The sequence below is a fragment of the Pseudomonas sp. PS02303 genome (genome assembly GCF_029959925.1).
Lineage (GTDB): Bacteria > Pseudomonadota > Gammaproteobacteria > Pseudomonadales > Pseudomonadaceae > Aquipseudomonas > Aquipseudomonas mandelii.
Map to the genome: position 1 here is coordinate 24,816 of NZ_JASCOM010000016.1, position 13,525 is coordinate 38,340.

The window sequence follows — 13,525 nt, forward strand, 5'->3', positions numbered from 1 at the left end:
CGATTCCTGTGATGATCCACTGCGCGCCTCTCTAAACATGCGCACAGATATGCCATCCCGCGCCAGAGCAGGATGAGGCTCAGTGTGGTACAGGAATCAAGCGCGAGGCGGTCGCCACACCCCGGACGGGGTCTGAGTAGGCAGGGAGTCGCTGAAGATTGTCAGCATCTGAGGACTGGACAAACGGGTGGCAGGTTTCCCAAACGACACCTGTAGCAGACTGGCGCTCCTGCATTCCTGACCAGGTTTGCAGGGTTTGCCATGGTCGGAGGAGCTGCTCATCTCGACGCAGCAGTCCTGGTTCATATCAGCCATCATGGTCATGCCCGTCGTTTTCATCGGGCAAGGTTCTATCGGTGACTGAATACCCGCCATCCCGCTGAGGGGAAGCGCCAAGCTGATCAGGAAAATGAGGCAACACCGCAGATAGCGTTTCATGCGAAGGAGTTTAGTCGCAGGTAAAGGGATAAACCATTACGAATCTGTCAGGAGGAACCAGCCAGATAGCCCAGCAGGTCAACATGAGTCTCCTTGCCTAGAAACAAGGACTCGCTAAACAGCGAAGCCTGACTCCCTGAGCATGGAAGTAGTTAAAGCTCACAGAATACCGTTCGGATCACGTTTGATTGGTTTTACTATTAGTGTGGCCTCGGTAGCTGCCGTAGCTGCCGTAGCTGCAAAGTAAGGGAGCCCACTAGCCTTTGTTTACACGGCCATGCTCAAAGGGTTCGATGAGCTGTCCAAGGTAATTTTTGGGGTAATCCTTTCCATGCAATCCGACCTCGGCTTGGCCTAGTTTCCCCAGACTGTCATAGAACGTGCCAAATATTCGGTCCCACACCATCAGAAACTCACCATAGTTGACCTGGGCGTCTTCAAAGTCGCGTTTGTGATGCCAGCGATGAATTTCGGCAACACCGATAATGTGGCGCAACCATCCCACCCGGTAGTCCAGGTTCGAATGCTGGAAGGCCAAGTGCACTGTTAGAACTCCAAACCAAGTGGCCACAACTGCGGAGGGTGCGCCTGATGCGAACAGGATCACCAGCCCCGGACTCGCCATAAGCACCGCGTGCAACGGATGTCGTCGCTCCCCGTTCATCCAATACAACCGCTCGGCGCTGTGATGTGGCATGTGAAAACGCCACAGCCAATGCACTCGGTGACTGATCCGGTGCATGACATATAGGCTCAGATCGAGTACGGCGATGACTAGTAGCAACTGCAGCCACAGCGGGCTCTCGATCGGAAAGAGACGAACCGAAGCTGGCACCGCATCACCAAGCTTGACCAGGACTCCAGCTGTGAATTGAATGACAGAAAGGTTCACCAACATGTGCAGCAGGTCTGTCGCGGTGTCGTGATGATCCTCAAGCCAAGCTTCTCGGAAAGGTTGGATGCGCTCCAAACCAGCAATGATCAAAAGTCCCACTGCAGCAACTAGGGGAGTCGTGGGCCAATACGGTACGCCGGTATACAGCGTCCAGATCATGAAGGCAGCAGAGCCGCCAAACACGAGTGGATAGCTCACCCACCGTAAGGCGAATCGTAGAAAGGAAGGCATTGCTCAGCTCCTAGATATGGAACCATCACAATATGTTAAGAGGTGAGCTTTCGACTTGAACGAAAGAGCTAAACCTCCTGGAGATGAACATCTGCCAAGGCGGATGACGGATCGATACCCAGTAGCGCCCGGAATGTCCGGGAGAAATGAGCCGAGTCTGAAAAGCCCGCCTCATGAGCCGCGTCGGTCAGCCGTGCACCTTTTGCCAAATGCTGCAGGGCTTGCGTGAGACGTAACCATCTCGCGTAACTGCGAAGCGGCAGCCCCGTCTGCTCCACGAACCAATGAGAAAACCGCGTGGGGGATAGATGCACCACCGCGGCCAACTCTTCGCGTCCCATTTGGCCTCTGCTCAGCGCCTCAATGACCTTGATCAAGCGAGGATCTGGGGGCGGGAGATCGGGCAGTCGCAGTGCCTGGCGCACCCCGGTCCTAACCTGGAGATCAGTGTGTCCTGGCTCGTGCAGTGCGTCGACTATCGGCGCTACGTCCGCCGGAGTGATCCAAATCACCCTCGCTTCTTCCGCACCCCGCAGAGCGCGGGCTTCCTCGGACAGCGCATCCACATAGATCGACAGAACGTGACCGGCGCTCAGTTGGTGTTTCATACCGGCCGGAATGAAGATGGCGCCCCCTGTTTGAATACCCATCGGGGTTTGAACCGATACAGTTGAGTCGAGGCCAACTGAGATCTGATGTGCTTGATGGAGGTGCCATTCTTGGTGACCGGCACGGCCATAAAAGACACCGATACCAGGGCCAACCCATGCATGACCCGCCCAGCGCACGGTCTCTGCTGTAACCCAGCTTTTCATTCTCTAGCTCGGCCTACTTCCACTTTTTTCCGTGCTGACTGCACACGTATAGTCATTCGGCATCTGACTGCGGCATCGTATTGATGCTGGGCCATGATGGGCTATTCGTGCGCCGACTCCCAATTTCTTTACCGTGCTTGCGCACCTGGATAGTTGAGAGTTTTTGCCGACGCCGGTTCGACCGCTTTGCCACCGTTCGGGTAATGAACTTTTGTGATTAGTTTGCCGGGTACTCAGCGATCACTTGGTCAGTACCTGCTTTGCTCAGACCGATGACCTGATACGCATCCTGCTTCCCACCAGCCTCCATACCAGGCGAGCCTGCCGGCATCCCCGGCACAGCAATCCCAATAAGGTCATCGCGTTTGCTCAAGGCAACTATTTGCTCAGCTGGTACGTGGCCTTCAACAAATTTTCCGTTGATCACTGCGGTGTGGCAGGACGAGAGTCGTGGAGCAACACCGAGATCCTGCTTGACCGCGCTCATGTTGGTTTCTACATGATCAACGACGGTGAAGCCGTTAGCTTCAAGGTGCTGGATCCACTTCTTGCAGCATCCACAGTTAGCGTCACGATGGACGTCGATCGTCAGCGACTCTGCTGCATGACCAACTGAACTGATAAACAGAGCCGCGAACGCAGCGAGGCGAAGTGCCCGACCGGGACGAAGAAAGTTATTTCGCATGGGTATGCTCCTTCCCATCAGCGTGGGTATGAGTTTTTGGCTGAACGGCCGGAGTTGCAGGAGCGTCATGTGAAGCCTCCAAAACCTGAGGATGGGCGTGTTTGGTACTTTCATCCTGAGAAGGCGCTGCGGCCGCCTCATGGGCATGGGCGCTGTTTCTCTCGCCATGATGGTCGCCTGCTTCGGCTATCTCTTCGGCTGCACCCGCATCATGATGCCCCGCGACAGCCCCTTTTTGGCCCTCATGCTGGCCTTCATGGTTATGCATTTTGCTCTCGCCGCCACCGTGTTGATGACCACCGCTGCTGGTTGCTAGAGCGTTGTATTGCTCTGCATCCAATGAAGGCAGCTGTTGGAGAAAAGCGACCATTCCCCATATGTAGGGATCGGCCATGCTTTTACCCCAAGCGGGCATGCCTGTGGATTTGATTCCATGCTTGATGATCCAGAAAGCTGCGGAAGGGTTTCCATCAACGCCCAGTTTTGAAAGATTCGGAGGTGCAGGGTAAAGGCTATTACTTAATTCGGTTCCTGCAATACCTGGAGCCAGATGGCAACCAATGCACATAGCGTTGTAGTTGCCAGCACCTGCGCGGATGAGAGCTTCTTCGCTCAGGTCGGGGACTTTAATATCGCGTGAGCGCACAGCAATCGAGCGATCCCGAGCAGTGGAAAGAAGTGAGTGAACGGGGCCGAAATGCGGATCATCCGCCCCAACATTGATCACACCAGAATACACCACGCCGGCACCTACTATTGCGGCGACCACCCCGGCAGCAGTCAATGTTTTCAATGTTCTTTTCATGTCAGGCCCTCAAAACCACATCCGAATACCGGCGACAAATCGCGCCTCGTTCGCATCCTCTCCTTCATCGCTGGCCAAGTCTGCCGTATTGCCGTAGGAGCGGCTCCAGCTAACACCAATATAAGGGGCAAATTGGCGAACAATCTCATAACGCAATCGGAGCCCTACTTCGGTGTTTGCCAATCCAGACCCAATGCCGCGTTGAGGATCATTTTTTCCGTAAAAATTGGCTTCGGCCGTCGGCTGCAAGATCAGGCGATTGGTCAGCAGAATGTCGTAGTCGCCTTCCAATCGAGCTGCGGTTTGACCGTTCTCACCGATGTAGGCAGTCGCTTCGGCTTCAAAGTTATAGAGGGCCATGCCCTGAATACCGAGCGCTCCCCAAGTTTGTGGTGACCCGGGCTTGAAGTCTTGTCGTACGCCGGTGACGACATCCCACCATGGACCGATGGAGTGCCCCCAAAGTGCTGAGAGTTCAGCGCTTTCCGTTACGCCATTGGTACGTTCGCCTTCCGAGCGCAACCACAGTCGATCAACGTCACCGCCGATCCATCCTTTTGCATCCCAAGCCAATGCACTACCGTTGTCAGCATCCTGGTACTCGAACTTATCCAGCAGCATGAAGGAGTTGAGTTTTTTGTCGTGGACACCATGACCAGCGACATCTGGAAAGGCGGCTGCACGGTCAGCGTCGGTAAGTACGGGGACTGGGGTTCGACTGGTGGTAGTCGCCCCTCCATCCATACTTTCCATTCCGTCCATTTTCCCGTCATCCATACTCATCTTGCTGTGATCCATAGCCCCCATCTTGCTATGGTCCATAGCTCCCATTGAGCCGTGGTCCATCTTGGAGTGATCCATCTCTTCAGCGGCGTGAGCCACGACAAAGAAAGCAGGACTGGTAGAAACTGCCAGTGCCATCAACGTTGGGCGTAAAAACTTCCTGGTCATGATCTCAATCTGCCTTTTTGGTTTTTTGGTCATGATCCATCGACTCATGGCTCATCTTGCTGTGGTCCATTGACCCGTGATCGGGCTTAGACTCGTTTGTCGCAGTTGCAGGCTTGCTCGTTGCTTTCGCAGGAGTAGCAGGTGAGTGATCACTACTATCTTCGACTGCCAGCGTCACGGACGAGAGTCCACCCATCAAGCCGACGGCAAAGAGGCAGCCGACCAGCGATTTACGATTTAGGTATGTGCTCACAGATCGTCTCCTTTACTCATCAACCCGTACTTCACGGAACATGCCCATTTCCATATGGAATAGCAGGTGGCAGTGATAGGCCCAGCGACCTAAGGCATCAGCAGTGACTCGGTAGCTGCGTTTGGTTCCAGGCGGCATGTCGATCGTGTGTTTGCGCACCATGAATTTGCCGTTCTCATCCTCAAGGTCGCTCCACATGCCGTGGAGGTGGATGGGGTGGGTCATCATGGTATCGTTCACCAGGGTGATGCGCAGACGCTCGCCATACTTGAGGCGCAACGGCTCGGCGTCAGAGAATTTGATGCCATTGAATGACCACGAGAACTTCTCCATGTGACCGGTCAGATGCAGCTCAATGGTGCGATTGGGTTCGCGGCCGTCAGGATCTTGGAAAGTGCTTTTCAGATCTGAGTAGGTGAGCACGCGACGGCCATTGTTCCGCAAGCCAATGCCAGGATCGTTTAGCTTCGGTGTCGGGCTCATGGCTTGCATGTCAACCAAGGGGTTATTGGTTTCGGAGGCTGGGTGAGTCTGCATTTCGCCACCCATGCCGCCCATGCCTGCCATCTTGCTGTGGTCCATGCCGGCCATGTTGGACATGTCACCTTTGTCCATTCCCGCCATCTTGCTGTGGTCCATGCCGGCCATGTTGGGCGTGTCGCCTTTGTCCATGCCCGCCATCTTGCTGTGGTCCATACCGGCCATGTTAGTCATGTCACCGCTGTCCATGCCGGTCATCCCGGTCATGTTACTTTGGTCCATTCCGGCCATCTTGCTGTGGTCCATGCCAGCCATGCCTGACATGTCGCCGCCGCCCATACCAGCCATGCTGCCATGGTCCATGCCCGCCATACCGCCCATACCCATGTCATCCATGGTCAAAAGCGGCCGAGGATCAATCGCAGGTACCTGTGCCTTTAATCCTTCGCGAACTGCCAAGGTTCCACGTGCATAACCGGTTCTATCCATGGACTGGGCGAAGATTGTGTAAGCCTCTTCGCTGGCAGGTTCTACGATCACGTCATACGTTTCTGCCACGGCGATGCGGAATTCGTCGACGCTCACCGGTTTGACATGTTGGCCGTCGGCGGCCACAACGGTCATTTTCAAGCCAGGAATGCGGACGTCGAAATAGCTCATCGCCGAGCCGTTGATAAAGCGCAGGCGTAACTTCTCACCCGGTTTGAAAATACCGGTCCAGTTACCGTTAGGCGCCTGGCCATTCATGAGGTAGGTATAAGTATCCCCACTGACGTCTGCGAGATCAGTGGGGTTCATTTTCATTTCAGCCCACATCTTCCGGTCGGCTACGGCAGATGACCAGCCTTCCTTGCTGACATCGTCGATGAAATCGCCAACGGTACGTTTGTGATGGTTGTAGTAGTCAGATTGCTTCTTGAGCTTCGCCATGACGCGACTAGGATCTTCGTCGGTCCAGTCAGTCAACATCACCACGTAGTCGCGGTTGTATTGAAAAGGTTCAGGCTCTTTCGAGTCGATAACGATTGGCCCGTAAACACCGGCCTGCTCCTGTAAACCCGAGTGGCTGTGATACCAGTAGGTACCGTTCTGATGAACCTTGAATTTGTACTCGTACATGCCATCGGGTGCGATGCCATGGAAACTCAAGCCAGGTACACCGTCCATGTTGGCCGGCAGGATGATCCCGTGCCAATGGATTGAGGTGTCTTGGTCCAGGCGATTTTTCACACGCAGTGTGACCGTATCGCCTTCGCGCCAGCGCAGCAAAGGTCCGGGCAACGAACCATTGATGGTCATGGCTGTGCGCGGCGAGCCAGTTATGTTTACAGGGGTTTCACCAATAAACAGATCAAATTCGTTGCCGGTGAGAACGCTCGGCAGACCAGGACTGGTCACTGCCCATACAGGAGTGCGCCACAGACCAAGGCCGCCAAGAATGCCACCAGCGGCCAGGCCTTTAACGAATGTCCGCCTAGAGGTTTTGGAATGCATGCCGTTTATGTCCAATCAGTCAAAAGGGAAGCCGTACGAAACAACCAATGAGTTGCCCGGATGAGCTTCGCCCACCGTCACAAAAAACGAACTCTTACGGCAAGCGAGCTCAGAAATTGCCACATTTAAACCACCACAGTGATTACATTTCTGTCAGCTTGGGAATGTACCCAGCTATTTAGCAATTCTTGTGGTCCATCGCTTTGGCTTGGCTTTCTGCGACGGGAGGTTGGGAGCTTTGCGTTTGAGCTACTTGGTACGACTCCATCGAATTATTCCTAGCCACTTCCATACGTGCGAACGCCCGGTCACCACCGCCTTCAGCCATAGCCAAAGAAGAGACGGTCAGGGCTGCGATGACGAACAAAGTTTTGATGGGGTTCATTTGAATTTCCTCGGATGAGTATTGGTAACCCCTCGAATCCACATCAAGTGACAATTCTTAGGGGAGAGCTTAAGGCTCAATAGGACTATAAGACTCATACCCTGTCAGGAACCTTAGGCCAATATTACAGTTGTGTCAGGTTGCGATATTTCTCTTGAGGAACACGCTATTTAATCCGTAAGGTCTCGATCTTCCAACGTTACACCGCTATTAACTGAGTATCAGTTGAGGCGCTTAACATTGTAAGTGTCCGTTAGCTTTCAAGGTGCAGATGTTTTTTTAGTTTCTGCACTGGAACTGCATATGTGAGCCTGGATGCACCGCGTCAACACTTAAGTGTTCGATGCTCATGAAAAATAGCAACGCTACTGAGGGTGATTGAGTGTGAGTATTAATTTTGAGAAAGCGCTTGGCTCCGCAGAAAGAGCGTTAATTTTTCGTAGCCAAAGAGCTGAAATCTTGAGTAACAATATCGCAAACGCTGATACGCCGAACTTCAAGGCCCGAGATTTAGATTTTTCTACTGTGCTTTTGCAAAGCCAGACAAAAGAAACTCCTGCTACTCCGATTTCTTTGAAAACAACAAATGTAAAACACATTACCGGAAAAGAATCAGTAAATGATATTTACGGAGGTGCTTTGCTTTACAGCACACCAGCTCAACCTGCCATTGATCAAAATACTGTCGATCAGCAGGTCGAGATCGCAAAGTACACAGAAAATGGAATACGTTTCGACGCCGCTTTTACTAGGTTGAATGGAGCATTCAAAGGTTTGCTCAAAGCTCTGCGAGGTGATTAGTAGCGCAAGGGCTTGCGAGCGGTAATTGTGGCCGACGTGGCTGCTTCGGTACTTCCTGAGGGTTAACCAAGGGGAGCCCCTGTATACGGGGCTCTGACCATGGAAAGGTGCCAGCATTCAAGCACTGATCTGGGAAGGAAAACCTAACGCCTCGACAGCTTTACGAATCTGCTCTGGGCTTTCGCTGCTTTCAACACTCACCTTACCGGCTGACCGATCCACGGAAACGGTAGCTTCGTTGTCCAGTGACTGAATCGCTTTGGTGATTTTGCTGACGCAACTGCCGCAACCGATGCCTGATACATCTAAGACGAACATGGTTATTCCTCTCGTGCTGAGCGGTCTCTTTTCACCGCACCGATAGCATCAACGTTGACACGACGGCAAGGTCAACAGTTACATGTTTCGGGTTGTGAGTGTCATTGACGGGTAATTGCACAGACTTAATCACTCGTTTGCATTTGACCTGATAAACGATTTGCAGCGTATTCGACCAGTACGCTTCTTGGTCATGGCCGGGAGAGAACGGTCAGAGGCGGACATTCCAGCTACTCTCGCTCCTCACTCGCAGTTGAAGCCTCTTTCCTGCCAGGCACTGTAGATGCTCTCTCCGCTCCTTGGTCTTGCATAGGTATAGGGGGTATGCCTATCATGCTCAATACATAGCTAGGGGGGGTATCCTATGGGCCATATTGCAGCAAACAAAGAAAATCTTCTCAAACGCGTAAAACGCATAGCCGGACAAATCCAAGCCGTTGAACGGGCATTGGAATCGGATCTCGATTGCGCCAAAACACTACACCTTGTTGCTGCCACTCGCGGAGCAATCAACGGCTTAATGGAGGAAATCATCGAGGACCACGCGCGGGAGCATGTCGCGAACCCTGCGCTCAGCGAAGAAGAGCGTAACAAGGGCGTCGAAGAGCTTCTTGAAGCCATTCGCCGTTACGCCAAGTGAACGCATCTAGGTACACACTCATGAGCAGCACCAACATCAATTACACACACGACCACGTGTTCCTTGGCTCAGCGCACGACGAAAATGCCAAGCGTACGCTTTGGGTTGTGGCACTGACGGTGGTGATGATGGTTGGCGAGATCACCGCCGGCTATATCACGGGTTCGATGGCGTTACTGGCCGATGGCTTCCACATGGCAACCCATGCCGGCGCATTGGGCATCGCGGCGGCCGCTTACGGATACGCAAAACGCCATGCTTCCAGCCAGCGCTACAGTTTCGGTACCGGAAAGGTTGGAGACTTGGGCGGATTCGCCTCGGCACTGATTCTCGGTATGGTCTCCCTGGGAATTGGCATTGAGTCTGTCATGCGCCTCTTGCAGCCAACGGAAGTTCAGTTCGGCACCGCTACGCTCATCGCGATTGCCGGTTTGATCGTCAACATTGTCAGTGCCTTATTGCTGGGCCACGGGCACAGTCATGGGCACGATCACGATCACGGCCATGCCCACCACGGGAACGACAACAACCTGAAATCGGCCTACGTCCACGTCATCGCAGACGCGCTGACTTCGGTTCTGGCCATTGCTGCACTGCTCGCCGGCCGGTATCTCGGCTGGGTTTGGCTAGACCCGGTCATGGGCATTGTCGGCGCCATTGTTATCGCGCGCTGGGCATGGACCTTGATGGGGGCAACCGCAGGAGTACTGCTGGATCAGACAGACGCACACGTTGCCGAGGAAATCCGCGAACTGGTTGAGAAACCGGGGGATGCCACTATCACGGACTTGCACGTCTGGCGGATTGGACCGCAAGCCCATGCGGCCATCGTCAGCGTCCTTGGTGAGGCCACTGCGAACGCCGATAGAATTCGTGAACGTCTCAAGCCGGTCTACGAAGTCAGCCATCTGACGGTCGAGTTTCGACCTGTCTGATTCAGCGCCTCCCCACCATTGTCTCCAAAGGAACCCGCAATGCCTCCAGGGAAACGTGAACTGGCACGAATCGAACGTCGGTTGATGACCACGCTCACCGAAGCATGCGAAACAGCAAAAGGTGAAATCGAAGGCTTTACCTGGCTCACTCATGCCGCTGACCTGAACGCATTGGCTGAAACCCTGAATGTAATCTGGGTGTTCGAAACCCAGGCTGACAGAAAGCGCGCCCTGGTTAACGCTAAGGCGCGCATCTTTGAGTTGACGGCCTTAGCGTTGAATGAGGCCAACATCGATCTGATCCCTTCAAACCTTAACGTCCGCTTCGACTCTGAGGAGGAGTGTCAGCGAACTCACGGAGGTGACTGGAACACCCGCCTGACTCAATCACGTGTGTCCAAAGGTGGCTGACAATGGCTAAAGAAATCGAGAATCCCTGCATCTCAGTTTGCCAACTCAGTGGTGATCTGTGTGTGAGCTGTGGGCGAAGCAAGGAAGACATCAGAAAATGGAAACGCATGAAGCGGCCTGAAAAAATGGCCGCTGTTCAAAGGGCGAATGTGCGCTTGAAGGGACTGAAGAAAGCACATGGGTAGTCACTTGCCCAGGTTTACCGCTTTGGGTCGTTATGAGCCCCTCAGCTTTGATGTCTGGTTGGTCAAATTCTCAATCGCTGATCAGTCAAATGCGAATGACTGGTCAGGTCGTATGCAAACGCATGGCAAGTGCGCTGCAATTTTGAAGCTCAGTCAATTCGGGTATTCCTCAGTCTCAATGCATTGAAAACTACAGATGCAGAACTCACGCTCATGGCTATGGCAGCGATCATGGGCGACAGGAGATGTCCCGTAAGTGGATAGAGCAAGCCTGCGGCAAGAGGAATGCCCATTGAGTTGTAAAGAAAGGCGAAACCCAAATTTTGCCGCATGTTTTTTACTGTTGCGACCGAAAGAGCCCGTGCTCGTAAAATCCCCATCAGGTCGCCTTTTACCAGCGTGAGTTGCGCGCTATTCATCGCCACGTCAGTCCCTGTCCCCATGGCTATGCCCACATCTGCTCGCGCCAGGGCCGGTGCATCGTTGATACCGTCACCAGCCATGGCAACCTTCCTGCCATATTGCTGGAGGTCTGCGACCAGACGTTCCTTGTCCTGAGGTTTCACTTCACCGTGGACTTCTTCAATCCCCATCTCCCTGGCGACAGCCCGAGCGGTGGTGAGCCCGTCGCCAGTAGCCATGATAATTTTGATGTCATCAGCCTTGAGCTTGGTGACTGCTTCTTTGGAGGTCGGCTTAATTGGATCTGATACTGCCAACAACCCTGCCAATACCCCGTCGACTGCGAGGTAGATGATGCTGATGCCATCAAGTCGCAACAACTCTGCACGCTCTTGTAGGGGCTTAGTGCTCACGCCTGCGGCTTCCATCAACGCGGTGTTCCCCAGCTGGATCTTCTTGCCATCAACGATGCCACTGACCCCGATACCTGAACCAGACTCAAAGGATTCTGGCTTGGTGAGCTTAATGTTCTCGGTTCGGGCGTGATCGACGATTGCATGAGCCAAGGGATGCTCGCTGCCCTGATCAAGGCTGGCAGCCAGCTGAAGAACATCGTGGGGATTGAATCTGGGTGTGGCCTCCACACTGTGAAACACTGGCCGCCCCTCTGTCAGCGTGCCTGTCTTATCGACAATCAGCGTGTCGATCTTGCAAAGGTTTTCGATGGCACTGGCATCCCTGAACAGCACACCCATGCTAGCTGCTTTACCTGTCGAAACCATGATCGACATGGGTGTAGCAAGACCCAACGCACAGGGGCAAGCGATGATCAGCACGGCGACAGCGTTGATCAGACCAAACACCCAGCTGGGCTCAGGGCCAAAAAGCCCCCAACCAACAAATGTCAGTATCGCAATCGCGATAACACCCATCACAAAGTAGCCGGCAATCGAGTCGGCCATTCGTTGCATTGGTGCTTTGGAGCGCTGAGCCCGAGCGACCATCTGTACGATCTGTGACAGCATGGTCTCGGCGCCGACCTTCTGCGCCTCCATTACCAAGCTCCCATGTGTATTCAGCGTGGCGCCGATCAGGCTATCTCCAGCTCTCTTCATTACCGGCACTGGCTCGCCAGTGAGCATGGACTCATCCACCGCACTTTCACCCTCCAGTACTGAGCCATCAACTGGCACCTTTTCACCAGGCCTGACCCGCAGATGGTCTCCAAGGTGGACATGGGTGAGAGGAATGTCTTCTTCCTGTCCATCGGCATTGATCCGGCGTGCGGTCTTGGGCGACAGGCCGAGAAGGGACTTAATGGCGGCGGAGGTTTGCGATCGGGCTTTGAGCTCAAGAATCTGCCCAAGCAAGGTGAGCGAGATGATGACCGCAGCGGCTTCGAAGTAGACGCCGATACGTCCATCTTGCATAAAGGTAGCGGGAAAGCTTTGGGGTAAGAACGTTGCCATGACGCTGTAAAGGTAGGCTGCGGCGGTACCCAAACCAATCAAAGTCCACATGTTTGGACTGCGATTTCTAATAGAGGCTATGCCCCTTACAAAAAAGGGCCAACCTGCCCATAAAGTCACCGGTGTCGCCAGAGCGAACTCGATCCAGTTTTGGATCGAGCCATGGAGGAGTTGTAACGAGTGTCCCGCCATGGCGAGCACGGTCACTATCACGGTTAATGGCAGCGACCACCAAAAGCGGCGGGCGAAATCCCGGAGTTCAGGATTTTCTTCTTCATCGAGCGCGGGCATGACCGGCTCTAATGTCATGCCACATTTAGGGCAGTTGCCGGGTCCGGACTGGCGTATTTCCGGGTGCATCGGACAGGTAAACTCAGTGCCTGTTTGTACCGCAGAATCTGGAGTGGTGACGCGGGATTCGGCGCTCGAAACATTACCGCTGAAGCGTTCAGGATCAGCTCGAAACTTCTCCTGGCATTTCAGGCTACAAAATTGATATGCCTGTCCCTGATAAGACTCACCAAATTTACTTGGTGAAGTGACTGCCATTCCGCACACCGGGTCACGCAGATCATCGTCATTGAGCGGAGCAGCATGGGCGTGACTGTGTTCGTGGTGGCTCGATATGGTAGGCATGGCTATTTCCCTTTTTCGTCCTTGTTGGTTGCTGTCTGATCGCCATGGCTATGTCCGCCATGTCCATGTCCAAAAAAATGCATCAATGGACAGATCAACAGAATCAGATAAGGCCAAAATGGATAAACGTGGCTGAAATGCTCCCGCAAAACGTAAAAGGCACCAATCGCAATAAGCATGATCAGTACAACGCCTGTTTTGCGCCTCCAAAATGGGGCGGTGGTGTTTCCATCCGGATGCTGATGGTTATTCATGATCTATACCCCACTGTGTGAGCATTGCTGTGATCTCTGCGA

Annotated in this window: 17 protein-coding genes; 5 read left to right on the forward strand and 12 right to left on the reverse strand. The window is 53.7% G+C overall.

What is annotated here, in order from left to right; translation table 11 throughout:
• Positions 1-96: 96 nt before the first annotated feature.
• From QMX98_RS06780 to QMX98_RS06820, 9 genes are all read right to left on the reverse strand, one after another.
• Entirely contained in the window at positions 97-438 is a 342-nt protein-coding gene (locus QMX98_RS06780) for a hypothetical protein (protein WP_090401472.1), read from the reverse strand.
• Between the two features lie 256 nt (positions 439-694).
• Positions 695-1,564 carry a sterol desaturase family protein gene (locus tag QMX98_RS06785; protein ID WP_050683301.1) on the reverse strand — a complete coding sequence of 290 codons (870 nt, stop codon included), beginning with the start codon at positions 1,562-1,564 and terminating at the stop codon, positions 695-697.
• A gap of 68 nt (positions 1,565-1,632) precedes the next feature.
• Positions 1,633-2,379 carry a helix-turn-helix transcriptional regulator gene (locus QMX98_RS06790; protein WP_282410470.1) on the reverse strand — a complete coding sequence of 249 codons (747 nt, stop codon included), beginning with the start codon at positions 2,377-2,379 and terminating at the stop codon, positions 1,633-1,635.
• Positions 2,380-2,596: 217 nt separating this feature from the next.
• The gene (locus QMX98_RS06795) at positions 2,597-3,064 is read right to left on the reverse strand and encodes a DUF411 domain-containing protein (RefSeq protein WP_052966109.1); all 468 of its coding nucleotides are present in this window, start codon (positions 3,062-3,064) and stop codon (positions 2,597-2,599) included.
• Entirely contained in the window at positions 3,054-3,869 is an 816-nt protein-coding gene (locus QMX98_RS06800; protein ID WP_282410471.1) for a cytochrome c, read from the reverse strand. The genes QMX98_RS06795 and QMX98_RS06800 overlap by 11 nt, the downstream gene beginning before the upstream one ends.
• Positions 3,870-3,878: 9 nt before the next feature.
• The gene (locus tag QMX98_RS06805) at positions 3,879-4,853 is read right to left on the reverse strand and encodes a copper resistance protein B (protein ID WP_050683289.1); all 975 of its coding nucleotides are present in this window, start codon (positions 4,851-4,853) and stop codon (positions 3,879-3,881) included.
• Positions 4,825-5,073 (reverse strand): hypothetical protein, encoded by a 249-nt coding sequence (locus QMX98_RS06810; RefSeq protein WP_177346273.1) that lies wholly within the window; start codon positions 5,071-5,073, stop codon positions 4,825-4,827. Before QMX98_RS06810 ends, QMX98_RS06805 begins: the two co-directional genes overlap by 29 nt.
• Positions 5,074-5,085: 12 nt before the next feature.
• A complete protein-coding gene (locus QMX98_RS06815; RefSeq protein WP_050683288.1) occupies positions 5,086-7,047 on the reverse strand; it encodes a copper resistance system multicopper oxidase in 1,962 nt (653 codons plus the stop codon).
• A gap of 178 nt (positions 7,048-7,225) precedes the next feature.
• Positions 7,226-7,432: a co-regulatory protein PtrA N-terminal domain-containing protein gene (locus QMX98_RS06820; RefSeq protein ID WP_050683287.1), complete on the reverse strand. Its 207-nt coding sequence runs from the start codon at positions 7,430-7,432 to the stop codon at positions 7,226-7,228.
• 384 nt (positions 7,433-7,816) lie between these two features.
• Between QMX98_RS06820 and flgB the strand changes: the two genes are divergently transcribed.
• Positions 7,817-8,233 carry a flagellar basal body rod protein FlgB gene (gene flgB, locus QMX98_RS06825; protein ID WP_077750531.1) on the forward strand — a complete coding sequence of 139 codons (417 nt, stop codon included), beginning with the start codon at positions 7,817-7,819 and terminating at the stop codon, positions 8,231-8,233.
• A gap of 117 nt (positions 8,234-8,350) precedes the next feature.
• Here flgB and QMX98_RS06830 read toward each other — a convergent pair whose 3' ends face one another.
• Positions 8,351-8,551: a heavy metal-associated domain-containing protein gene (locus QMX98_RS06830; RefSeq protein ID WP_019821359.1), complete on the reverse strand. Its 201-nt coding sequence runs from the start codon at positions 8,549-8,551 to the stop codon at positions 8,351-8,353.
• A gap of 364 nt (positions 8,552-8,915) precedes the next feature.
• Between QMX98_RS06830 and QMX98_RS06835 the strand changes: the two genes are divergently transcribed.
• Genes QMX98_RS06835 through QMX98_RS06850 form a run of 4 tightly spaced genes read left to right on the forward strand, consistent with a single transcriptional unit; the run spans position 8,916 to position 10,722 of the window.
• Positions 8,916-9,191 (forward strand): metal/formaldehyde-sensitive transcriptional repressor, encoded by a 276-nt coding sequence (locus QMX98_RS06835; RefSeq protein ID WP_050683285.1) that lies wholly within the window; start codon positions 8,916-8,918, stop codon positions 9,189-9,191.
• Between the two features lie 20 nt (positions 9,192-9,211).
• Entirely contained in the window at positions 9,212-10,126 is a 915-nt protein-coding gene (dmeF, locus tag QMX98_RS06840) for a CDF family Co(II)/Ni(II) efflux transporter DmeF (protein WP_050683284.1), read from the forward strand.
• 39 nt (positions 10,127-10,165) lie between these two features.
• Positions 10,166-10,537, forward strand: coding sequence for a hypothetical protein (locus QMX98_RS06845; protein ID WP_050683283.1), 372 nt, complete (start codon positions 10,166-10,168; stop codon positions 10,535-10,537).
• 2 nt (positions 10,538-10,539) lie between these two features.
• The gene (locus QMX98_RS06850; RefSeq protein WP_050683282.1) at positions 10,540-10,722 is read left to right on the forward strand and encodes a DUF1289 domain-containing protein; all 183 of its coding nucleotides are present in this window, start codon (positions 10,540-10,542) and stop codon (positions 10,720-10,722) included.
• A gap of 149 nt (positions 10,723-10,871) precedes the next feature.
• Here the strand turns inward: QMX98_RS06850 and QMX98_RS06855 are convergent, their stop codons facing one another.
• Positions 10,872-13,229: a heavy metal translocating P-type ATPase gene (locus QMX98_RS06855; RefSeq protein ID WP_282410472.1), complete on the reverse strand. Its 2,358-nt coding sequence runs from the start codon at positions 13,227-13,229 to the stop codon at positions 10,872-10,874.
• A 2-nt stretch (positions 13,230-13,231) separates the two neighbouring features.
• Positions 13,232-13,483, reverse strand: a complete 252-nt coding sequence (locus tag QMX98_RS06860; protein WP_077750534.1) for a DUF2933 domain-containing protein — start codon at positions 13,481-13,483, stop codon at positions 13,232-13,234.
• Positions 13,484-13,525 lie beyond the last annotated feature (42 nt).